General features: G+C 64.5%; 22 protein-coding genes. 15 read left to right on the forward strand and 7 right to left on the reverse strand.

Going from position 1 to position 19,319, the window contains the following annotated elements:
• Positions 1–23: 23 nt before the first annotated feature.
• The 4 genes from ACE10W_RS32660 (at position 24) to ACE10W_RS32675 (ending at position 2,805) form a co-directional block, all read left to right on the forward strand.
• Complete coding sequence (locus ACE10W_RS32660) at positions 24–815, forward strand: acetoacetate decarboxylase (protein WP_304548221.1); 792 nt, start codon at positions 24–26, stop codon at positions 813–815.
• A 79-nt stretch (positions 816–894) separates the two neighbouring features.
• Positions 895–1,680, forward strand: a complete 786-nt coding sequence (locus tag ACE10W_RS32665) for a 3-hydroxybutyrate dehydrogenase (RefSeq protein WP_304553901.1) — start codon at positions 895–897, stop codon at positions 1,678–1,680.
• Positions 1,681–1,752: 72 nt separating this feature from the next.
• The gene (locus ACE10W_RS32670) at positions 1,753–2,082 is read left to right on the forward strand and encodes a hypothetical protein (protein ID WP_028173090.1); all 330 of its coding nucleotides are present in this window, start codon (positions 1,753–1,755) and stop codon (positions 2,080–2,082) included.
• A 114-nt stretch (positions 2,083–2,196) separates the two neighbouring features.
• Positions 2,197–2,805, forward strand: a complete 609-nt coding sequence (locus tag ACE10W_RS32675) for a hypothetical protein (RefSeq protein ID WP_304548223.1) — start codon at positions 2,197–2,199, stop codon at positions 2,803–2,805.
• A 180-nt stretch (positions 2,806–2,985) separates the two neighbouring features.
• On the opposite strand, the gene ACE10W_RS32680 is transcribed toward ACE10W_RS32675, so the two are convergent.
• From ACE10W_RS32680 to ACE10W_RS32695, 4 genes are all read right to left on the reverse strand, one after another.
• On the reverse strand, positions 2,986–3,810 hold the full coding sequence (locus ACE10W_RS32680; protein ID WP_028173088.1) for a Crp/Fnr family transcriptional regulator: 825 nt from the start codon (positions 3,808–3,810) through the stop codon (positions 2,986–2,988).
• 300 nt (positions 3,811–4,110) lie between these two features.
• Positions 4,111–5,319, reverse strand: coding sequence for an LLM class flavin-dependent oxidoreductase (locus tag ACE10W_RS32685; RefSeq protein ID WP_028173087.1), 1,209 nt, complete (start codon positions 5,317–5,319; stop codon positions 4,111–4,113).
• 115 nt (positions 5,320–5,434) lie between these two features.
• Positions 5,435–6,682 carry an acyltransferase family protein gene (locus tag ACE10W_RS32690; RefSeq protein WP_304548224.1) on the reverse strand — a complete coding sequence of 416 codons (1,248 nt, stop codon included), beginning with the start codon at positions 6,680–6,682 and terminating at the stop codon, positions 5,435–5,437.
• Positions 6,683–6,769: 87 nt separating this feature from the next.
• Positions 6,770–7,909 (reverse strand): helix-turn-helix domain-containing protein, encoded by a 1,140-nt coding sequence (locus tag ACE10W_RS32695; RefSeq protein WP_304548225.1) that lies wholly within the window; start codon positions 7,907–7,909, stop codon positions 6,770–6,772.
• Positions 7,910–8,126: 217 nt separating this feature from the next.
• On the opposite strand from ACE10W_RS32695, the gene napE reads away from it, so the two are divergent.
• The 6 genes from napE (at position 8,127) to ACE10W_RS32725 (ending at position 13,516) form a co-directional block, all read left to right on the forward strand.
• Entirely contained in the window at positions 8,127–8,312 is a 186-nt protein-coding gene (gene napE, locus ACE10W_RS32700) for a periplasmic nitrate reductase, NapE protein (protein WP_011089773.1), read from the forward strand.
• 35 nt (positions 8,313–8,347) lie between these two features.
• Positions 8,348–8,677 carry a chaperone NapD gene (locus tag ACE10W_RS32705; RefSeq protein ID WP_271554081.1) on the forward strand — a complete coding sequence of 110 codons (330 nt, stop codon included), beginning with the start codon at positions 8,348–8,350 and terminating at the stop codon, positions 8,675–8,677.
• A 16-nt stretch (positions 8,678–8,693) separates the two neighbouring features.
• Positions 8,694–11,207: a nitrate reductase catalytic subunit NapA gene (gene napA, locus ACE10W_RS32710; protein ID WP_011089775.1), complete on the forward strand. Its 2,514-nt coding sequence runs from the start codon at positions 8,694–8,696 to the stop codon at positions 11,205–11,207.
• A complete protein-coding gene (locus ACE10W_RS32715) occupies positions 11,204–11,674 on the forward strand; it encodes a nitrate reductase cytochrome c-type subunit (protein ID WP_304548226.1) in 471 nt (156 codons plus the stop codon). Before napA ends, ACE10W_RS32715 begins: the two co-directional genes overlap by 4 nt.
• A complete protein-coding gene (locus tag ACE10W_RS32720) occupies positions 11,671–12,312 on the forward strand; it encodes a NapC/NirT family cytochrome c (RefSeq protein ID WP_028173082.1) in 642 nt (213 codons plus the stop codon). The genes ACE10W_RS32715 and ACE10W_RS32720 overlap by 4 nt, the downstream gene beginning before the upstream one ends.
• 88 nt (positions 12,313–12,400) lie before the next feature.
• Positions 12,401–13,516 carry an ATP-dependent RecD-like DNA helicase gene (locus ACE10W_RS32725; RefSeq protein WP_028173081.1) on the forward strand — a complete coding sequence of 372 codons (1,116 nt, stop codon included), beginning with the start codon at positions 12,401–12,403 and terminating at the stop codon, positions 13,514–13,516.
• A gap of 248 nt (positions 13,517–13,764) precedes the next feature.
• Here ACE10W_RS32725 and ACE10W_RS32730 read toward each other — a convergent pair whose 3' ends face one another.
• A complete protein-coding gene (locus tag ACE10W_RS32730; protein WP_304548227.1) occupies positions 13,765–15,444 on the reverse strand; it encodes a tetratricopeptide repeat protein in 1,680 nt (559 codons plus the stop codon).
• A 249-nt stretch (positions 15,445–15,693) separates the two neighbouring features.
• Here ACE10W_RS32730 and msrA point away from each other — a divergent pair, with 249 nt between their 5' ends.
• The 4 genes from msrA (at position 15,694) to ACE10W_RS32750 (ending at position 17,626) form a co-directional block, all read left to right on the forward strand.
• A complete protein-coding gene (gene msrA, locus ACE10W_RS32735; protein WP_304548228.1) occupies positions 15,694–16,398 on the forward strand; it encodes a peptide-methionine (S)-S-oxide reductase MsrA in 705 nt (234 codons plus the stop codon).
• A gap of 29 nt (positions 16,399–16,427) precedes the next feature.
• Entirely contained in the window at positions 16,428–16,847 is a 420-nt protein-coding gene (gene msrB, locus ACE10W_RS32740) for a peptide-methionine (R)-S-oxide reductase MsrB (RefSeq protein WP_028173078.1), read from the forward strand.
• A 108-nt stretch (positions 16,848–16,955) separates the two neighbouring features.
• Positions 16,956–17,120: a DUF3309 family protein gene (locus ACE10W_RS32745; protein WP_053815155.1), complete on the forward strand. Its 165-nt coding sequence runs from the start codon at positions 16,956–16,958 to the stop codon at positions 17,118–17,120.
• A 212-nt stretch (positions 17,121–17,332) separates the two neighbouring features.
• A complete protein-coding gene (locus ACE10W_RS32750; protein WP_028173077.1) occupies positions 17,333–17,626 on the forward strand; it encodes a hypothetical protein in 294 nt (97 codons plus the stop codon).
• A gap of 243 nt (positions 17,627–17,869) precedes the next feature.
• On the opposite strand, the gene ACE10W_RS32755 is transcribed toward ACE10W_RS32750, so the two are convergent.
• Both ACE10W_RS32755 and ACE10W_RS32760 read right to left on the reverse strand, forming a co-directional pair.
• A complete protein-coding gene (locus ACE10W_RS32755) occupies positions 17,870–18,427 on the reverse strand; it encodes a DUF4112 domain-containing protein (protein WP_028173076.1) in 558 nt (185 codons plus the stop codon).
• 62 nt (positions 18,428–18,489) lie between these two features.
• Positions 18,490–18,915 carry a DUF5413 family protein gene (locus ACE10W_RS32760; protein WP_011089784.1) on the reverse strand — a complete coding sequence of 142 codons (426 nt, stop codon included), beginning with the start codon at positions 18,913–18,915 and terminating at the stop codon, positions 18,490–18,492.
• 143 nt (positions 18,916–19,058) lie between these two features.
• Between ACE10W_RS32760 and ACE10W_RS32765 the strand changes: the two genes are divergently transcribed.
• Positions 19,059–19,301: a hypothetical protein gene (locus ACE10W_RS32765; RefSeq protein WP_028173075.1), complete on the forward strand. Its 243-nt coding sequence runs from the start codon at positions 19,059–19,061 to the stop codon at positions 19,299–19,301.
• Positions 19,302–19,319: the final 18 nt, after the last annotated feature.

Below are 19,319 nucleotides of genomic sequence, written 5' to 3' on the forward strand. Positions count from 1 at the left end.
TGATTTGATGCACGGAGAACCCCATGCGTGAGAACGATGTGCGCAAGCGCGCCTTTGCGATGCCGCTCACCAGCCCGGCCTATCCGCCGGGCCCTTACCGGTTTGTGGATCGCGAGTACCTGATCATCACCTATCGCACCGACCCGGCAAGGCTGCGCGCTGTGGTGCCCGAACCGCTGGAACTCGATGACCGCAACCCGCTCGTCAAGTATGAATTCATCCGCATGCCAGATTCGAATGGCTTCGGCGACTACACGGAAAGCGGCCAGGTCATTCCGGTCTCGTTCCGTGGCCACACGGGCGGCTACAACCACTGCATGTTCCTCAACGACGAAGGACCGATTGCCGGGGGACGCGAGCTCTGGGGCTTTCCGAAAAAGCTCGGCCAGCCGACATTGCGGACCGAGATCGACACGCTGATCGGTACGCTCGACTACGGGCCCTTGCGGGTGGCGACGGGCACGATGGGCTACAAGCACCGCGAAGCCGATCTTGGCCAGGTCAAGGCCGCGCTCGAGGAGCCGAATTTTCTGCTCAAGATCATCCCGCATGTCGATGGCAGCCCGCGCATCTGCGAGCTCGTTGAATATCGCCTCGAGCAGATCGCGTTGAAGGGCGCCTGGACCGGACCCGCGGCTCTCTCCCTGACACCGCACGCCTTGGCGCCGGTCGCTGATCTGCCCGTTCTGGAGATCGTCTCGGCGCTTCACATCCGTGCAGACCTCACGCTGGGACTGGGCAGAGTGGCCCATGACTATCTGCAAGAGCCAGCGCGGCGTCCGTTCCGGGCTTCAAAACGAAGTCTGGTCACCTGATCGGAAATCCACAAACCAACTCGCGCCTGAACCGCGAGGCTTCGCCAGCTGGCGCAACACACGGAGCAAAGTGACTGAGATGGTTATTAAGGGCAAAACTGCGATCGTGACCGGCTCGACGAGCGGCATCGGCCTCGCATGTGCGCGTGCCTTCGCAGGTGCCGGCGCAAACATCGTGCTAAACGGAAAGGGCGAGGCGGCCGATGTCGAGAAGGAGCGCTTGGCAATCGAAAGCGAGTTCGCCGTCAAGGCGATCTATTCGCCCGCGGACATGGCGAAGCCAAGCGAAATCGCCGGGCTGATCGCGCTGGGTGAAGCGACGTTCGGGGCCGTGGATATCCTCGTCAACAATGCCGGCGTCCAGCACGTCTCTCCAATCGAAGAGTTTCCGCTCGAGAAATGGGATGCGGTCATCGCCATCAATCTATCCGCCGCATTCCATGCAATCCGTGCGGCGGTGCCGGGCATGAAGAAGCGTGGCTGGGGCCGGATCATCACGACGGCTTCGGCGCATTCGCGTGTAGCTTCGCCGTTCAAGTCAGCCTACGTCGCAGCCAAGCACGGGATCGCCGGCCTGACCAAGACCGTCGCGCTGGAGCTTGCGCGTTCGAAGATCACCTGCAACTGCATCAGCCCCGGGTATGTTTGGACCCCGCTGGTGGAAAAGCAGATCCCGAACTCGATGAATGCACGCAAGATGAGAAGAGATGAGGTCATCAGCGACGTGCTGCTCGCGGCCCAACCCACCAAGGAATTTGTCACTGTCGAACAGGTGGCTTCGCTCGCACTTTTTCTGTGCAGTAACGAGGCCGCGCAGATCACCGGCGCCAATCTCGCGATCGATGGCGGCTGGACGGCGGCGTAGGCCCGCGGCGGTCGCCTCATGGCTGTCCCCACAGTGAGGCGATCCGCGCGCGCAACACGGAAAGTGCACGACATGGCATCAGACGCAATCGACGGTGACATCGACGAATCCAGCGGCCTGGCCGTCCAGCATATCGGCGTGCGCGGACGCACTCTACAGCATGGTATGAGAAATGGCAGGCCACTTGATCTTGGCGGAGACCGGAAAATGTCCGTCGCTCTGCGCAAGTGCGAGCACGCGTTCAACGAGGACGTATTGCCGCCTCATGCCAAGGTGGCAGAGCCACTCGAGTTCTACGCGGCGTCCAAGTTGGATAACCCGTCCCGCAGTCTCAAGGACGCGATAGGCAAGAAATCAGCTTCATCTGGAACGTCAATGCTCCTTCCTCATGTCGCTGCTTGAGATGACGTCGCTTCGGACGCAGACGCAACGAGTCGCTTGACGCAGGTTCAAAGTCGAGAACGATGAAGCCATGTGATGATCGCCAGCGCATGCGCTAATCAATGGAGATAGGTCATGTCAGAGCACAGCAGCATGCATTTTTACCTCAATTCGGCCAAGGAGCGAATCGACGAGATGGATGCTGCATTGGCTTCGTTTGAGGTGAAGGCGACGGAGGCCAAGGCGGAGTCCAAGGTGAAGGCAGAGCAGCTCATCGCCGATCTTAAAAAGAGGCGGGATGAATTTCAGGCGCACCTCAAGACGCAAGCGGAAGCCGGCGAAGCAGCCTGGGCGCGCACCAAACCCGATCTCGAAGAGCACTGGATCGGCTTCGAAGCGCAGATGAAGACCTATTTTGAGAGCGCCGGCAAGCAGATCGAGCAGCAGCAGGCCACGTTCAAAGACATCGCAGCGGCGCAGGGCAAGGCGTGGCACGAGGCCGCGAATCGATTCCGTGAGGCGGCCGGCAAAGTGGCCGGAGCGCGGATCACCGATCTCGATGCCGCGCTCAAGCAGCTGAAGTCTGACGCGTCCCAAGCGGAAGCACGTCTCCAGAAGCTGAAGCAGGCGGGCAGCGAGTCCTGGTCCGTGCTAAGCGCGGCGTTGGCAGAGTCCCGCAAGTCGTTCGATCAAGCAAGTCGGGCCGCGTGGGACACCCTGAGGGGCTCTGGCGCGAAGGGCTGATTCCATCCGGTCACAAGAAACCGCAGAAAGGCGCAGATTGCGTGTAAATCGGCACGGGGTCTGGCCCAGTTGCAGCCCACCGTTCATGATCGAGCAGGGCGGGGAGCCCGCATGAGATCGCGGCGCGACGGCGCAAGCTCGCTCCGGCGTGGTAGACGCCGAACCGTCCAGAGCGTGTCCTCATTGACGGGGCGCAGCGGACCTCATCTGCGCCTTGACTGCCGCGGTTGTTTCCGGGAATGGCGCAAGGGCAGGCTGCGGCGCCGCCAATTCCTGGCAATACATCCGATCGATCTTGTCCTGCATCAGCGCATAACAATCGCATGCAACGCGCTCGAGCCGCGCCCGGTCGATCTCTACAAACCCGCGCCGGTCGGACGGGACGGCGCCGGCCGCGCGCAGCTTGCTCATCGTCAGCGTCGCCGTCGTCCGCCGCACCCCGAGCAACTGCGCGAGCGCCTCCTGCGTCACCGGGAGGAGGTCACTGGGAACGCGATCGTGGAGCTGCAGGAGCCACCGCGCCATGCGGCCATCCACCAGGTGCAGCGCGTTGCAGGCCGCGACGTGCTGAAGCTGCAACAGCAACGCGCGGACGTGGACCTGCACGACATTCCTGATGGCCTCGCTTCGCGCATAGGCGGCCCGAAACCTGGCGGCGGAGATCTGCGATGCCGTGCCGGCCACACGAGCAACCGCGGTCACCGATGACAGCGACGGGCCGAGCGCGGAGAACGAGGCCAGGGCGCCTTCCCGTCCGATCAACGTGGTTGCAACCGTTTGCCCGTCCGGCATGTCGAGCATGAAGGCGATTGCACCGCTATGGGGAAAGAAAACCGGGTCGAGCTCATCGCCCGACCGCACCAGGACGGTATCGGGTTCGAACGAGACCTTCTGGAAGTGGGGCGTGAGCAAGCCGAGATCCGCCGGCGGCAACGCCGCCAGCAACCGATTGCCGACGCCAGCGCGGTGGACGGTCGCGATGCTTTCCGGTGAACGAGCCGTCATGAGCAACGGTATCCATTTCTCAGCTTCACTACGATGACCCGAAATTCGAATTGGCGAACGAAAATATCCAAACAGAGCCCTTGAGCGAGATCAAGCACGGACTATTGCGGTCCCGACCGGCATATCCTCCCGCGCAAACAGGATCTTGAACCCATCATACGGTTAACGATCGTCTGCATCCTAAGGGTTTCGATGAGATGATCGACCAGCAAAGGTTGCGACAGCGCAGGAGTGGGCGCTTGGCCCCATGCGGAGGCCCCGCCCCGCCAATAAGGGCATGGCCGACGTCAAACGTGCCCCCTATCCCGCGGCCGCCGCTCTCGCCGGGGCGACGTTGACGGCGAGCTTGCCGTAGCGGTCGGTGAAGGCCTGGGTGTCGATCTCTTCCAGCTTGATTTCGCCGCTCATGACGCTCCTCTTCCAGGCGGCCTGGGCGGGATCGTTCTGGAACTCCGGCATCACCTCCCGGCCGAACAATTCGAGCGATTCGCAGATGTGCTCGTGGCTGTTCTTGCCGGCCTGGTTGAGCAGGATGACCTGGTCGATATGCGAGCTCTGGAAGCGCCTGAGCTTCTTGCGGATCGTCTCCGGCGAGCCGATCAGGCCGCCGCGCAGCGCCGCCTCCTGGGCCTCTGGATTGTCGCGCTTCCACTTGTTGTACTCGTCCCACATATTGACGGTGTAGGGCGCGGGCCGCTGGCGGTTCTGCGCGGCGCCATAGAAGCGCAGCGCGAACTGGAAGAAGGTGGCGCCGTCGGCGCGGGCGCGCGCCTCCTCGTCGGTCTTCGCGCACATGAAGAACGACACCAGCGCCATGTTCGGGTTGATCTCGTAGTCCGCAAGCTTGTGCAGCCGCTTGGTCATGGCGTTGTAATAGGCGTGCACCCAGGCATGGGCGGCGTCGGCGCTGACGAACTGGAAGCCGAGCGCGCCGAAGCCGTGACGGCCGGCGCGCTCGATGGTCGGAAGCTGCGAGCAGGCCATCCACAGCGGCGGATGCGGCTTCTGCACCGGCTTCGGCACCACGTTGCGCAAGGGGATGTCGAAATATTTGCCGTGATGCTCGCTTCCCGCGTCCCTGAACATCGGGAAGATCGCGGCTACGGCCTCCTCGAACACCTCCTTCTTGGTCTCCATGTCGCGGCCGAATGGCTCCAGCTCGGTGATCGAGGCGCTCTCGCCCATGCCGAATTCGCAGCGGCCGTTGGAGAGCAGGTCGAGCACCGCGACACGCTCGGCGACGCGCGCCGGGTGATTGGTGGTGAGCTGGAGGATGCCGTGGCCGAGCCGGATCTTTTGCGTGCGCTGGCTCGCCGCCGCCAGGAACGATTCCGGTGACGGCGAGTGCGAATATTCCTCGAGGAAGTGATGCTCGACGACCCAGGCATGGTCGTAGCCGAGCTTGTCGGCGAGTTCCATCTGCGAGAGCGCGTTCTGATAGAGCTTCAGCTCGTCCCCGGCGACCCATGGCCGCGGCAGTTGCAGCTCGTAGAAGATGCCGAACTTCATGGCGCCGCTCTCCCGCATTATTCTTTGTTGCGCTCATCTTAGTGAGCGGGGCGGCGCTGTCTACGGAGCAGCAATTCCGCCGTGCGGGAGAACGGTCCCCTCAACGCATCCGGCGTTATTGCGCGGCGGAGCCTTCCACCGCAACGACAGCCGCCGCTTCGCGTGGTGCGCGGCGGCCGTTCAGGACCACACCGATGAAGGTGAAGCGCACCAGCAGATGATAGCTCGCCAGCATCGGAGGAAGCGCGACGGCGAGAATGATGGCGAACTTGATCGGCCCGGACCAGTCGAGCTGCGACACCGCAACTTGTAGCGCCATCACGATCGGCATGTGGATCAGATAGAGCCAGTAGGACGCATCGGCGAGGTAACGCCAAGTCGGGCTGAAGCCGGACATGAAGCGGAGCGCGAGACCGAGGACCGCGAAGGTCGATATCCATATCGCCGGGGCATACAGGGTGGCGGAGACAAGCCTGAGCGTGGCGAAGCTGACCGGCAGTTTCGGCGCACCCGGCGCGGACAGCATCACACCTGAGAGCACGAAGCTGATCAGGATCAGGCCGACCGCGAGCAGGAGGTGCGGGAGCCAGCGCCGCTCGAGAAGCCGCAGCAGATCGACCTGCCGATGCAGCAGCCAGCCGACGCCAAATGCGGTGCCGAAGCCGATCCAGGCCTGCGCGTTGGTGACGAGCGATTGATCCGGCGTCCTCACCCCCATCACATTGATCCATCGTTGGTCGAGGCAGAACGCGATGCCGATCGGGATCGCCAGAACCAGCGGAGCCAGTGGATTTCGCATGATCCTCGCAAAGAGGCGGTCGATGACCGTTCGCAGCGTGCCGGAGGCATCAAGCCGGACAATTGCGCCACGCAGCAGCAGCATGGCGACATACAGCTCCAGCAGCACGTAGAGAAACCAGAGATGGGCCAGGGGGAAATTCGGCAGCACCGGCGGCCAGCCACGCGCGCCGGGAGTCGGACCGCCATTGGGAAAGCCGGAGGCCCAGATGACCACCAGAGCCATCGGCGTAAACACGATCGGCCAGCCGATCACGAGCGGCAGCCCGATCCGCTGCAACCTGTCCCTAACAAAGCCCCAGCTCGCCCGGCGATGGAAACTCATGCGGGCAAAGAAACCGGCCATCAGGAAGAAGGCCGTCATCCGGAAGACGTGGATGGTGAAGGTCAGCAGGCCCAGGAGGAGGCTTGGATGGGTGTCCTGGATGAACCAGAAACGGGGCGTGGCGGGCACGAACGACATTGCCGCGTGCAGGACGATGCCGAGCAGCAAGGCGCCGCCCCTGAGCGCATCGAGAGCGTGGAGCCGTTCCGATGTGGGGGTGGCGGCGGTCGAAGGAGACATGGGTGGGCTCATTCCGGCTGGCGAGAAGCTTCTGCCGGACAGTCTGCCCAATCGGGGCGCGGCCCTCTTGCCCAATCCAAAAATCGGCTAGCCGATTTCTCGACGCAGTTCGCTGATGTCGGCCCTACCCGGCCGGCTCAGCGCCTCGCGCCGGAATTCGGTCGGGGTCACGCCGGTTTCGGCCTTGAAAGCGCGATTGAAAGGTCCGATCGACTGGAAGCCCGCGTCCATGGCGATGGTCAGCACCGGGACTTCCCGCTGCGTCACGTCGGACAGCGCCAGCTTGGCATCCTCGATGCGATAGCGATTCAGGAACGCATTGAAGTTGCGATAGCCCAGCCCTTCGTTGATCGCCTGGCGCAGCCGATGCTCGGGAACGTCGAGCCGCGCCGCGAGCGTCCCGATCGCAAGACCTTCCTGCCGGTAGGTTCGTTCCACGGTCATCAGATGGTCGAGGCGCCGGAGCAGGATGGGATCGACGGCGACCCGGGGGTCGACGATGACCCGCCCCGCGGCGGCGCGATCGGCGACCCGGGCCTGTCTCCCCGCCTCGCCGGATGCGATCGCAGCCGTGGCGTCGTCGACGGCCACCGCCGCCGGTGCGCTGAACAGGCCCAGGCCGGCAAGCATGGCCACCACGAACAGGCTGAGCGCGGTCGGAAGACTGCCGGACGCGCCGGGCGCGGCAACCGGAATATCGGCGAAGCCCGCGACGGCGACGAGCCCGATCATCGCGACATTGATGGCGAGCATTGCCAGCCGCAGCCGGCGCCGCCGCATCACCAGATCCACGCGCCAGGTCTTGACCGTCTGGGCCGCGGCCGCGAGCGCCAGCACCAGGGCCACGATCGCAAGGACCTTGCCGCCGCCCTTGGCCAGAGTCGGCCATCGCGGCCAACCGAGCGACAGCGCAAATCCAAAGGCGACGATGGCCAGCCACAAGGCGCCATGCCACCGCCTGAGCACGAAATCGTCGTCAAACGCCGCGCGGGCCCACAACCAGAACACGGCAGGCATCGCGGACAGGATCGGCAACGTCCACCACCATGACGCCTTGGGAAAGAACGGCGCGGTGACGATCGCATAGAACACGCCCCCGGCGGACATGGCCATGCCCAGCAAAGCGTTCTGATTTGGAATGCGGCGCTGGAGCGCCACGAGGACGATCAACAGGAACACGCCGCTCGCCGCGCCGCGAAACCCGAGATCGATGGCCGTGAGCCCCATCTGGTTCACAACTCGCATTGCCCCGTTCGAGAGCTAAGTTTCGCATCGCGCCGGCCCGGGCACAACCCAAACTTGCGGTTGTGGTCACGGCCCAACCATCCTCGCAAATCGACGGATTGATCCAGATCAACGCGTTGACGCCGCGGTTGCAGCACAAGCAAAGCAAGGTAACGGCCCGGATGCCGTCCCAATTCCCAAAATTTCAGAGAGACCGAATATGTCGGCCCCTGACGACACGACCTCGCGCGTGCGCCGTAGGCGCATGGAGATTTTCGCCTTCCTGTTCCTGACCGCGGTCGTGATGCCCGTCCTCGCCGTCGGAACGGTCGGCTCCTACGGGCTTGGCGTCTGGATCTACCAGATGTTTGCCGGTCCTCCCGGCCCACCAGCCTCCCCGCATTGATCCCCAAGGATCCCCAAGAGCGAAAGACAGGCATCATGGCCCAACCCTCACTCAATAAAGCCACGCTCAACCGCCGCGCCTTGATCACCGGCCGGGTGCTCAGCGCCGACCGCATCGTGCCGCCGCCGGGCGCCGAGATCGCCAGCATCATCGTGCAGGCGCGGCCCGAGCGCCTCGCCGAGGTCGAGGCCGAGATCATTGCGCTTGCCGGCTGCGAGATCCATGGCCGCGATCCGCGCGGCAAGCTCATCGTCGTGACCGAAGCGCCGGATGCCGGCAGCCTCGGCACCATGCTCAACACCATCCAGTCGCTGCCGCACGTCTATTCCGCGGCGCTCGTCTTCCACGCCATCGAAACCGCCTGAGTCAGGAAGAGCCATCATGACATCGCCGAAGCTCGACCGCCGCCAGATGCTGAAGCTCGAGGCCGCCGCGATCGCGGCCGCTGCCGCTGGCCTCCCGGTGCCGGCGCTCGCCGCCAACCTCGCCACCGAGCGCGAGGTGAGCGAACTGAAATGGGACAAGGCCGCCTGCCGCTTCTGCGGCACCGGCTGCTCCGTGATGGTCGCGACCAAGGAGAACCGCGTCGTCGCGACGCACGGCGACATCAAGGCCGAGGTCAATCGCGGCCTCAATTGCGTCAAGGGCTACTTCCTCTCCAAGATCATGTACGGCCACGACCGCCTGACACAGCCGATGCTGCGCAAGGCGAACGGCAAATATGACAAGAATGGCGACTTCACGCCCGTGTCCTGGACCGAAGCTTTCGACATCATGGAGGTGAAGTGGAAGGAGGCGATGAAGAAGCGCGGCCCCAACGGCGTCGCTATGTTCGGCTCCGGCCAGTGGACGATCTGGGAAGGCTATGCCGCCTCGAAGCTGTTCAAGGCCGGCTTCCGCACCAACAACATCGACCCCAACGCGCGGCACTGCATGGCCTCGGCCGTCGCCGGCATGATGCGTACCTTCGGCATCGACGAGCCGCCCGGCTGCTATGACGACATCGAGGCCACCGACGCCTTCGTGCTGTGGGGCTCCAACATGGCGGAGATGCACCCCATCCTGTGGACGCGACTGACCGACCGCCGGCTGTCCGCGCCGCATGTCCGCGTCGCCGTGCTCTCGACCTTCGAGCACCGCTCGTTCGACCTCGCCGACATCGGCATGGTGTTCAAGCCGCAGACCGATCTCTATTTGCTGAACGCCATCGCCAACCACATCATCAAGACCGGCCGCGTCAACAAGGACTTCGTCGCGGCCCACACCGTGTTCAGGCGCGGCCAGACCGATATCGGCTACGGCCTGCGGCCCGAGCATCCGCTGCAGAAGAAGGCGACGGGCGCGGCGAAGGCCAACGACTCCACGGACATGAGCTACGACGAGTACGTCAAGTTCGTGTCGGAGTACACGCTGGAGAAGGCGGCCGAGATGTCCGGCGTGCCGCTCAACCGGCTGGAGGCGCTGGCCGAGCTCTATGCCGATCCCAAGACCAAGGTGGTCTCGTTCTGGACCATGGGCTTCAACCAGCACACCCGCGGCGTCTGGTGCAACAACCTCGTCTACAACATCCATCTTCTGACCGGAAAGATCTCCTCGCCCGGCAACAGCCCGTTCTCGCTGACCGGCCAGCCCTCGGCCTGCGGCACCGCGCGCGAGGTCGGCACCTTCTCGCACCGCCTGCCCGCGGACATGGTCGTCACCAACAAGGAACACCGCACCAAGGCCGAGCACATCTGGCAGCTGCCCGAGGGCACCATTCCCGACAAGCCCGGCGCACATGCCGTGCTGCAAAGCCGGATGCTGAAGGACGGCCTGATCAACGCCTATTGGGTGCAGGTCAACAACAACCTCCAGGCCGGCCCCAACGCCAACGAGGAGACCTATCCGGGCTTCCGCAATCCCGACAATTTCATCGTGGTCTCGGATGCCTATCCGTCAGTCACCGCACTCGCGGCCGACCTGATCCTGCCCACCGCGATGTGGGTCGAGAAGGAAGGCGCCTATGGCAATGCCGAGCGGCGGACGCAGTTCTGGCATCAGCTCGTCCCTGCCCCGGGCGAGTCGAAGTCCGATCTCTGGCAGCTCATGGAATTCTCCAAGCGCTTCAAGATCGAGGAGGTCTGGCCCGAGGAGTTGATCGCCAAGAAGCCGGAGGTGCGCGGCAAGACGCTGTTCGACGTGCTCTACAAGAACGGCCAGGTCGACAAGTTCCCGGTCTCCGACATCGAGCAGGGCTATCTCAACGACGAGTCCAAGGCGTTCGGCTTCTACGTGCACAAGGGCCTGTTCGAGGAATATGCCTCGTTCGGCCGCGGCCACGGCCATGACCTCGCGCCGTTCGACGCCTATCACAAAGAGCGCGGCCTACGCTGGCCTGTCGTCAACGGCCAGGAAACGAGATGGCGTTTCCGCGAGGGCAGCGATCCCTACGTCAAGCAGGGCACCGACGTGCAGTTCTACGGCTATCCGGACGGCAAGGCGCGCATCTTCGCGCTGCCTTACGAGCCGGCGGCGGAATCGCCCGACGGCGAATATCCGTTCTGGCTCTCGACCGGCCGCGTGCTGGAGCACTGGCATTCCGGCACCATGACGCGCCGCGTGCCGGAGCTCTACAAGGCCTTCCCCGAGGCCGTCTGCTTCATGCATCCGGACGATGCGCAGGAGGCGAAGATCCGGCGCGGCGACGAGGTGAAGGTGGTGTCCCGCCGCGGCTTCATCCGCGTCCGCGTCGAGACGCGCGGCCGCGACCGGCCGCCGCGTGGCCTCGTCTTCGTGCCGTGGTTCGACGAATCCAAGCTGATCAACAAGGTGACGCTGGACGCCACCGATCCGATCTCGCTGCAAACCGACTTCAAGAAATGCGCCGTGCGCATCGAGCGGGTGAACGTGTCATGATGAAACGAGTTGGAATCGCATTGCTTGCGGTCGCGATCGCCGCGGGCGCGAGCTCGCTGACCGCGCAGACGGTGACGTCGGGCCTGCGCGGCCCGGCCCCGCTCAATGACGAGGGGCCGGCGCCGCCGATGCTGCCGAACCGCAACACCTCCGAGCGGGAGGTGCGCAATTATCCGGAGCAGCCGCCGGTGATCCCGCACACGATCGACGGCTACCAGGTCGACCTCAACGGCAACAAATGCCTGTCGTGCCACGCGCGGGCGCGCACCGCGGAATCGCAGGCGCCGATGGTCTCGATCACGCATTTCATGGACCGCGACGGCCAGTTCCTGGCCTCGATCTCGCCGCGGCGCTTCTTCTGCACGGAATGCCACGTGCCGCAGAACACCGCGACCCCGCCCGTCAGCAACGATTTCACCGACATCGACACGCTGCTGTCGCGCGCAAGCCCAGGTGGCCGCCGATGACGACGACCGCTGACGAGGCAAAAGCCAAGCGCGGCTTCGTCGCGCGAAGCTGGGATTTCGCGCGCGAGCTCTGGCAGGTGCTGATCCGTCCGAGCTCGGTGTTCGGACTCGGCGTGCTGGTGCTGGCAGGCTTTGCGGCCGGCGTGATCTTCTGGGGCGGCTTCAACACCGCGCTGGAATTGACCAACACCGAGAAGTTCTGCACCGGCTGCCACGAGATGAAGGACAACGTCTTTGCCGAGCTGAAGTCGACCATCCACTTCAGCAACCGCTCCGGCGTGCGCGCGACCTGCCCGGACTGCCACGTGCCGCACAACTGGACCGACAAGATCGCGCGCAAGATGCAGGCCTCCAAGGAGGTCTGGGGCAAGATCTTCGGCACGATCGACACCCGCGAGAAATTCCTGGACCACCGGCTCGAGCTGGCGGCGCATGAATGGGCGCGCTTCAAGGCCAACGATTCGCTCGAGTGCCGCAACTGCCACAGCGCCGATTCCATGGACATCACCAAGCAGTCGCCGCGGGCCTCGGTGGCGCACCAGCGCTTCCTGTTCACGGGGGAAAAGACCTGCATCGACTGCCACAAGGGCATCGCCCACCATCTGCCCGACATGCGCGGCGTTCCCGGCTGGCAATAGGATAGCCCGCCCCGCTTGAACCGGCGGGGCGAATGGTTAGTTTTGGGGGATGGCGAATCGCTTCGGCTCGCCCCTCCTCAAGACAGACATGGCCACTTTCACCCCGCATCAGGATGCCGCTCTCAAGGCCGTCGGCGACTGGCTCAAGGCCAAGCCCGGCCGGGGCGGCACGCCGCCGGTGTTCCGCCTGTTCGGCTTTGCCGGCACCGGCAAGACCACGCTGGCGCGGCACATCGCCGAGGGCGTCGACGGCGAGGTGAAGTTCGCCGCCTTCACCGGCAAGGCCGCGCTGGTGATGCGCAACAAGGGTTGCGACGAGGCCTCCACCATCCACTCGCTGATCTACCGCGCCCGCGAATCCGGCGAGGAGCAGCCGAGCTTCGAATTGTGGGACGACGCGCCCGCGTCCAAGGCCAAGCTGATCGTGATCGACGAATGCTCGATGGTCGATGCCGAACTGGGCCGCGACCTGATGTCGTTCGACTGTCCGCTGCTGGTGCTAGGGGATCCCGCGCAGCTGCCGCCGATCCAGGGCGGCGGCTTCTTCACCAACACCGAGCCCGACGCGATGCTGACCGAGGTGCACCGCCAGGCGCAGGACGATCCGATCGTGCGGATGTCGATGGACGTCCGCGAAGGCCGCGAGCTCGACATCGGCCGCTACGGCGAGAGCGAGGTGGTGTCGCGCAAGGAGCTCGATCCCGATCGCGTCATGGGCGCCGACCAGGTCCTGGTCGGCCGCAACAACACCCGCCGCGCCTACAACATGCGGGTGCGCCAGCGCCAGAACATCGAGGACGCCTTTCCGGTCGCCGGCGACAAGCTGGTGTGCCTGCGCAACAACCGTAAGAAGGGCCTGTTCAACGGCGGCCTGTGGCGCGTGAAGTCGCGCAACACCTCGCGCTCAAAATCGCGCATCCTGTCCATGCGGCTGTCGCCGGACGAGGATCTCGGCCACAAGGTGACGAAGGTCTCGGTGCGCGCCGACTGCTTCGAGGGCGGCGTCGAGCAGATCGCCTGGGAACAGCGCAAGCCCTATGACGAGTTCGACTACGGCTACGTGCTGACCGTGCACAAGTCGCAGGGCTCGCAATGGGACGACGTCGTGCTGTTCGACGAGAGTTTTGCGTTTCAGGACTCGAGGGCCAGGTGGCTGTACACGGGGATCACGCGCGCGGCGAAAAGGTTGAGCATCGTTGTTTAAAACTCCGATGCCATAGGGTGGGCAAAGGCGCAAAGCGCCATGCCCACCGTCTCTCCACACACGAAATAAAAATGGTGGGCACGCTTCGCTTTGCCCACCCTACGACACCTGCCTACCCCGTCATTCCGGGGCGGCTCGAAGAGCCGAACCCGGAATCTCGAGATTCTCAGGTGCGCAATTGCGCACCATAGTTCGATGCTTCGCGTCGCTCCGGAATGACGAATTGAGTTGCTCTGCAACTCAATTCGTCACTTCCCCGCGGCGAAATAGAAATCCTCGCGCCCCGGAGGCGAGCCGTAGGTGAACGGCTGCTGCTCGTGCCTGGTGGCGGACCAGACGTCGTCGCGGACGATGTCGAACAGCTTTCTGATCTCGACGCGCGGCTCCTTGATCTCGCGGGCGAGCGCGGTGGCGAACGGGCTGTCGGTGCCGCCATCGCCGTCCATCGCGGTCTCACCGTGCTTGGCGGCGTAGACCACCATGAAGCCCGCGCCGGGCTCGATGTTGGAAAAGCCCTTGTCGACCAGCTTGAGCGACAGCGTCCGCTGCATGGTCGGCGCGAACGGATTGTCGCGGCATGCATCCAGCATCACCAGACGCACCTTTCGCGCGGCGCCGACGGCGGCGATCACCTGCTCGAGGGCGACGGCCTGGGCCTCGGCATCCCTGTCGGCGGCCAGCTTGGCGTCGACGGGAACGAGGTAGTTCACCCCGCCGATCTCGAATCCGTGGCCGGCGTAATAGACCACCGCCCAGTCGGCCTTCTCCGCTTCGGCGGCGAACGTCTGCAGCGCTTCGAAGAACTTGTCGCGGGTCAGGTCGCTGACCGATATCACGGTCTGGAAGCCGACGTCGCGCAGCGCGTTTGCGATCAACTTCGAGTCGCGCGGCGGGTTGGGCAGGGCGTGCACGTTCTTGTAGGCGCCGTTGCCGATCACCAGCGCGACGCGGCGCCCGGTCGCCCCGGCCGGCGCCTGCGGCGTCAGCGCGGCGAGCCGCTCCTGCGCGACGGCGCGGGCGCGCGCGACGTCGAGTTCGTCGAATTTCGTCAGCGAATAGGCCGCCGCGCGGTAGTCGGCGCGGGCCTGGGCGAGATCTTTCCTGCGCTCGTAGATCTGGCCGCGGCCTGAATGTGCCCGGACATTGTTCGGGTTGATCTGGATGGCCGAGTTGTAGTCCTTCAGCGCGGCGTCGAGGTCGCCCTTCATCATGCTGACATCGGCGCGGTTGTTGATTGCGTAGACGTTCTTCGGCTGCTTCTCGATCAGGCCGTTGCAATCGGCAAAGGCCTGGTCGTACTTGCCCATCATGCCCCAGGTGATGCAGCGGTTGCCTGCGATCTGCGGCGCGGCCGGATCGATCTTCTCGGCCTCCGCGAAATCGGCGATCGCGCCGTCGAAATCCTTCATCAGCGTGCGCACGCGGGCGCGATTGGTCCAGCCGAGCAGGAATTTTGGCGTGTACTTGATCGACAGGTTGAAATCGTCGAGCGCGCTTTGCAGCGCGCCCCTGCGCAGATGGATGACGCCGCGGTTGTTGTAGGGGACGCCGTAGGTCGGGCGCTTCTGGAGCGCGAGGTTGTAGTCCGCCATCGCGAGGTCGTCCTTGCCCGAGCGTTCATAGGCAAGGCCGCGCAGGTTGAGAACGATGACGTTGTCCGGATCGAGATCGACGGCCATGGACAGGGTCTCGATCGCGCGGGCGTAGTCGCGCTTGTTGATCAGGGTGTTGCCGCGCACGGACAGCGCGATCGCCTTGTCCTTGCCGGCGAGGCGGTCGGCGTTGAGCAGATTGTCGCAGGCCTGCGCCCTGGCCTGGAGCTCCGCCTGGCGGTCACGGCAGATGGCGAGATCGTCGCCGGCCTGCGGCTCGGCCGCGGCGGCCGCGGAGATCAGGGTGACGAGGGTCAGGGAAACGACGCGCAGCATGTTGTCAGGCCAGCTCCAGCCACCACTTTTCTAAGTCGATCGTCGATCGCGCGGGTTCATCTAGCGCGGAGTTCCTCACCTCGCCAAGCCGGGCGGTCGCGGGCCGCGTTTTCTCACAGAGTCGTGTCCGCCGCGGCGTAACAATCGGCACCTGTCCCCGTATCTCAGGTGACTGAAATGCCGCCGGGCAGGCTGTTCGCCCGGCGCCAACCGACCTAGAATATCCACCTTCCGGAAAGAGGATCCGCCATGCGCCGTCCCGCCCTCCTGTCCCTGCTGGCTGCTACGACCGCCCTGACGCTGGCCTTTGCCGTGCCGTCCCGGGCCGCCGAGGATGCGGTCGTGATCCCCGCCCCGACCATGGACGCGGCGCCGGCGAGCGGCATCCAGACCGCCGTGATCGCCGGCGGCTGCTTCTGGGGCGTGCAGGGCGTGTTCCAGCACACTGCGGGCGTCGTCAACGCGGTCTCCGGCTATGCCGGCGGCACCAGGGCGACCGCCGACTACCTGACCGTCTCGAGCGGCCGGACCGGCCACGCGGAATCGGTCGAGATCAAGTACGACCCGAAGAAGATCAGTTACGGAAAGATCCTCCAGATCTACTTCTCGGTGGCGCACGACCCGACCCAGCTCAACCGCCAGGGCCCCGACACCGGCACGCAATATCGCTCGGCGATCTTCACCACCTCCGACGAGCAGAAGAAGGTGGCCGAGGCCTATATCGCCCAGCTCAACGGCGCCAAGGTGTTCAGCAAGCCGATCGTGACCAAGGTCGGCGCGCTGGAGGCGTTCTATCCGGCGGAAGCCTATCATCAGGACTATCTGACGCTGCATCCGAACCAGCCCTACATCGCCTATAACGACCTGCCCAAGGTCGAGAACCTGAAAAAGCTGTTCGCGGATAACTACATTGAGAAGCCGACGCTGGTGAATGCCAGCAAGGCCACCAACTGATCGCGAGACCACCAAGAAACGGGAGACCCATGCCCGACGCCAAGACGAAGACCACGGACGACAAAGTCATCAAGAGCGAAGAGCAGTGGCGGCGCGAGCTGTCGCCGATGCAGTACGCGGTGCTGCGCGAGAAGGCGACCGAGCGTCCCTTCTCCGGCGAGTATGAGCACGACCACCGTGCCGGCACCTATGTCTGCGCCGGCTGCGGCAACGTGCTGTTCGAGTCCGACGCCAAGTTCGATTCCGGCTGCGGCTGGCCGAGCTTCACCCAGCCTGCCGTCGAGAGCCATGTCGACGAGGAAAGGGACGTGAGCCACGGCATGATCCGCACCGAAGTGCTCTGCGCCAAGTGCAGCGGCCATCTCGGCCACGTCTTCCCCGACGGCCCCGGGCCGACGGGCCTGCGCTACTGCATCAACTCGGCGGCGCTGAAGCTCGAGCCGAAATAAACGTTGCGGGCCGTTGGGTTCCGCCATGGAACCCGGCGGCGCGATGTGCTTTTCTTCTCTGGCGGTGCGGCCGATCATCGCGATTTGGCGGCCGCCAGGGAGGATGCCATGTCGCTCGGGACCATCCTGATCATCCTGGTGATCATCTACCTGCTCGGCGGCCTGTCCGGCCGCGTCGGCGGTTACGGCTACGGCATGGGCCATTCCGGCATGGGGATCGGTGGCGTCGTGCTCGTGGTACTGGTCGTGCTGTTGCTTCTTGGCAAACTATAAACCATTCAACTAATTGAAATTACTTGATTTATAGCCCTTGCGGGGCTGCCATGCGCGGATTCATCATCTCCCATCGCAGGGGTCGCAATTTTGTCAAAACGGCCTATATTAGAGGGCGAAAATGACATGTGCGGCGGGCCCACGCGATTGGCCTCCGCCCTCCCAAACCCCACGCGCTTAAAGCCCCAGAGAAGATCACGAGGTCTTTGACCATGCGTCCACTGCGTCCGTTCAACTTCAACACCTCCGCCGAGCTCTTCCCCGCCGCGATCCGCAAGAAGAAGCGTGCCGGCTTCACCTATCGCCGGTTCGGCACCGCGGCCGAAGCCGTGCAGTTCGCGATGGAGCAGTTGCCGACGGATTCGCTGAACGGCGCCTATCTCCAGGTCGAGGAAGCGCGCTTCGACCAGAACGGCATCCGCTCGCTCTATGAGAGCGAAGCCTTCCCGCTGCCCCGTCGCCGCAAGCCCGAACCGGCTGCCGAGGCCGACGCCGACGCGGCGTAAGTTTTTTCGCCAAGCCCGATGTGCGCAGAAGGCGCGATGGCCGAAAGGCTATCGCGCTTTTTGCGTTTTTTTAGTTCTCCCTCTCCCGCTTGCGGGAGAGGGCTGGGGTGAGGGTGTCTACACAATCGAGGACCCCCAAGAGGCGAAAGCCCTCACCCGGCGCTACGCGCCGACCTCTCCCGCAAGCGGGAGAGGTGCACCGAGCCTGCCGCTCGCTCACCTCAATCGAGATACTTCCAGCTCCTAAATCCGCGGCTGCTTGTCGAGCCAGCGGCGGAGCAGGCGCATGTTGCGCATGTTGGCGCGGAACATGACGTCGAAGGCGTCGCCCGCAAGCGGCACCATGCCGACCACGCCGTCGACCGCGACATTGCCGAGCATGCGCGCCGTGAGGTACCAGGGCGCGCCCAGCGCGCGCGCCTCGCGCACCAGCCACAGCGAGATCGCGGTGGTGATGATGTCGCCGACGACGGGGATCAGTCCGATCAGGCCGTCGATGCCGTAGCGGATGTTGGTGCCGGGCAGGATGAAGGCGACGTCGAGCAGCCTGGCGATCGCCTCGAGCCGCGCGATGCGCTGCTCGCGCGTCAGGTTGCCGAACGGATTGCCTCCCAAGGGATTGTTTTGGCCGAACTCGAAACGAAACTCGCGAAATCCCTGCTCCAGCGTCTCGGGCCGGATCTCGCGGCCGTCCTGGTCGATGATCGGCCCGCGTGGTTCCGTGCCTGAGAAGGTGGCCCGCGAACGGCTCCCGGAACGGGATTTGCGCGGAGCAAGAATATCGTCGTCGGACATGGTCATGGCCCAGGGGAAACTCGCGAGCGCGGCCGAGGTTGCTGCACCGCGCCCGAACGTCGCGCGGGTCAGGTCGGCGCCGCCGCCGCTTGCGGCTCCTCGACATATCTATGCACGAGCCAGGAGGAAAGCACCGACGGCACGAAGCCGACCAGGCCGTACAGGATGAACTGAACCGCACCCGAATCCGGCCCGCGCGAGCTGTAGGTCAGCGAGGCCAGGACGAAAGCGAACAGGCCGACCAGCAGCATCCGCAGCACCGGGCCGACCCGGCGGATGTGGAGCAGGATGTCATCGACCGCGCCGATCATCAGCGACGGCAGGAAGCCGAACAGATAGCTGTATTGCAGGGTCTTGAAGAACACTGCGAACAGCTTGCCGACCTCGCCAAGATTGGTCTGGGTCCAGTAACCGGACTGGTAGGTCGTCGTCAGCAGCAGCAGGAACCCGCCGACAAACGGCCCGACCAGCGCAAACACCAGATAGCGTTTCATCAAAGACCCTCACACTTTGGCCCTGTTATAGCAGCGCCTCGGGAACCTTGAATAGCGGGCGCCGACTCCTCCCCGGGGGAACAAGTGGCAAGGCGACGAGTTCAGACAGGACCTGAATGACCCCTCTCGGACCGGAGCCGCCGATGTCCCGCAAATTTCTTCTGGCGACGATCACGCTTGCAACCCTCGGTGGCCTGTCGAGCGCGCCGGCTCTCGCGCAAGGCCACATGGGCACACCGCAGGAGCAGAACGCCTGCTCGCGCGATGCCTCGCGGCTGTGCCGCAAGGACCTCGGCAATGACGGCGCGGTGCAGAGCTGCCTGCAGGCCAACCGGGCCAAGCTGTCGAAGTCGTGCAGCAAGGTGTTCGCCAGTCACGGCATGTGAAGATCGGAAACAGTCCCT

Source organism: Bradyrhizobium sp. B025, assembly GCF_042257955.1.
Lineage (GTDB): Bacteria > Pseudomonadota > Alphaproteobacteria > Rhizobiales > Xanthobacteraceae > Bradyrhizobium > Bradyrhizobium diazoefficiens.

Coding starts and splice junctions, on each gene's coding strand:
- ACE10W_RS32660 (WP_304548221.1), top strand. CDS start 24: ATGCGTGAGAACGATGTGCGCAAGCGCGCCTTTGCGATGCCGCTCACC.
- ACE10W_RS32665 (WP_304553901.1), top strand. CDS start 895: ATGGTTATTAAGGGCAAAACTGCGATCGTGACCGGCTCGACGAGCGGC.
- ACE10W_RS32670 (WP_028173090.1), top strand. CDS start 1,753: ATGGCATCAGACGCAATCGACGGTGACATCGACGAATCCAGCGGCCTG.
- ACE10W_RS32675 (WP_304548223.1), top strand. CDS start 2,197: ATGTCAGAGCACAGCAGCATGCATTTTTACCTCAATTCGGCCAAGGAG.
- ACE10W_RS32680 (WP_028173088.1), bottom strand. CDS start 3,810: ATGACGGCTCGTTCACCGGAAAGCATCGCGACCGTCCACCGCGCTGGC.
- ACE10W_RS32685 (WP_028173087.1), bottom strand. CDS start 5,319: ATGAAGTTCGGCATCTTCTACGAGCTGCAACTGCCGCGGCCATGGGTC.
- ACE10W_RS32690 (WP_304548224.1), bottom strand. CDS start 6,682: ATGTCTCCTTCGACCGCCGCCACCCCCACATCGGAACGGCTCCACGCT.
- ACE10W_RS32695 (WP_304548225.1), bottom strand. CDS start 7,909: ATGGGGCTCACGGCCATCGATCTCGGGTTTCGCGGCGCGGCGAGCGGC.
- napE (WP_011089773.1), top strand. CDS start 8,127: ATGTCGGCCCCTGACGACACGACCTCGCGCGTGCGCCGTAGGCGCATG.
- ACE10W_RS32705 (WP_271554081.1), top strand. CDS start 8,348: ATGGCCCAACCCTCACTCAATAAAGCCACGCTCAACCGCCGCGCCTTG.
- napA (WP_011089775.1), top strand. CDS start 8,694: ATGACATCGCCGAAGCTCGACCGCCGCCAGATGCTGAAGCTCGAGGCC.
- ACE10W_RS32715 (WP_304548226.1), top strand. CDS start 11,204: ATGATGAAACGAGTTGGAATCGCATTGCTTGCGGTCGCGATCGCCGCG.
- ACE10W_RS32720 (WP_028173082.1), top strand. CDS start 11,671: ATGACGACGACCGCTGACGAGGCAAAAGCCAAGCGCGGCTTCGTCGCG.
- ACE10W_RS32725 (WP_028173081.1), top strand. CDS start 12,401: ATGGCCACTTTCACCCCGCATCAGGATGCCGCTCTCAAGGCCGTCGGC.
- ACE10W_RS32730 (WP_304548227.1), bottom strand. CDS start 15,444: ATGCTGCGCGTCGTTTCCCTGACCCTCGTCACCCTGATCTCCGCGGCC.
- msrA (WP_304548228.1), top strand. CDS start 15,694: ATGCGCCGTCCCGCCCTCCTGTCCCTGCTGGCTGCTACGACCGCCCTG.
- msrB (WP_028173078.1), top strand. CDS start 16,428: ATGCCCGACGCCAAGACGAAGACCACGGACGACAAAGTCATCAAGAGC.
- ACE10W_RS32745 (WP_053815155.1), top strand. CDS start 16,956: ATGTCGCTCGGGACCATCCTGATCATCCTGGTGATCATCTACCTGCTC.
- ACE10W_RS32750 (WP_028173077.1), top strand. CDS start 17,333: ATGCGTCCACTGCGTCCGTTCAACTTCAACACCTCCGCCGAGCTCTTC.
- ACE10W_RS32755 (WP_028173076.1), bottom strand. CDS start 18,427: ATGACCATGTCCGACGACGATATTCTTGCTCCGCGCAAATCCCGTTCC.
- ACE10W_RS32760 (WP_011089784.1), bottom strand. CDS start 18,915: ATGAAACGCTATCTGGTGTTTGCGCTGGTCGGGCCGTTTGTCGGCGGG.
- ACE10W_RS32765 (WP_028173075.1), top strand. CDS start 19,059: ATGTCCCGCAAATTTCTTCTGGCGACGATCACGCTTGCAACCCTCGGT.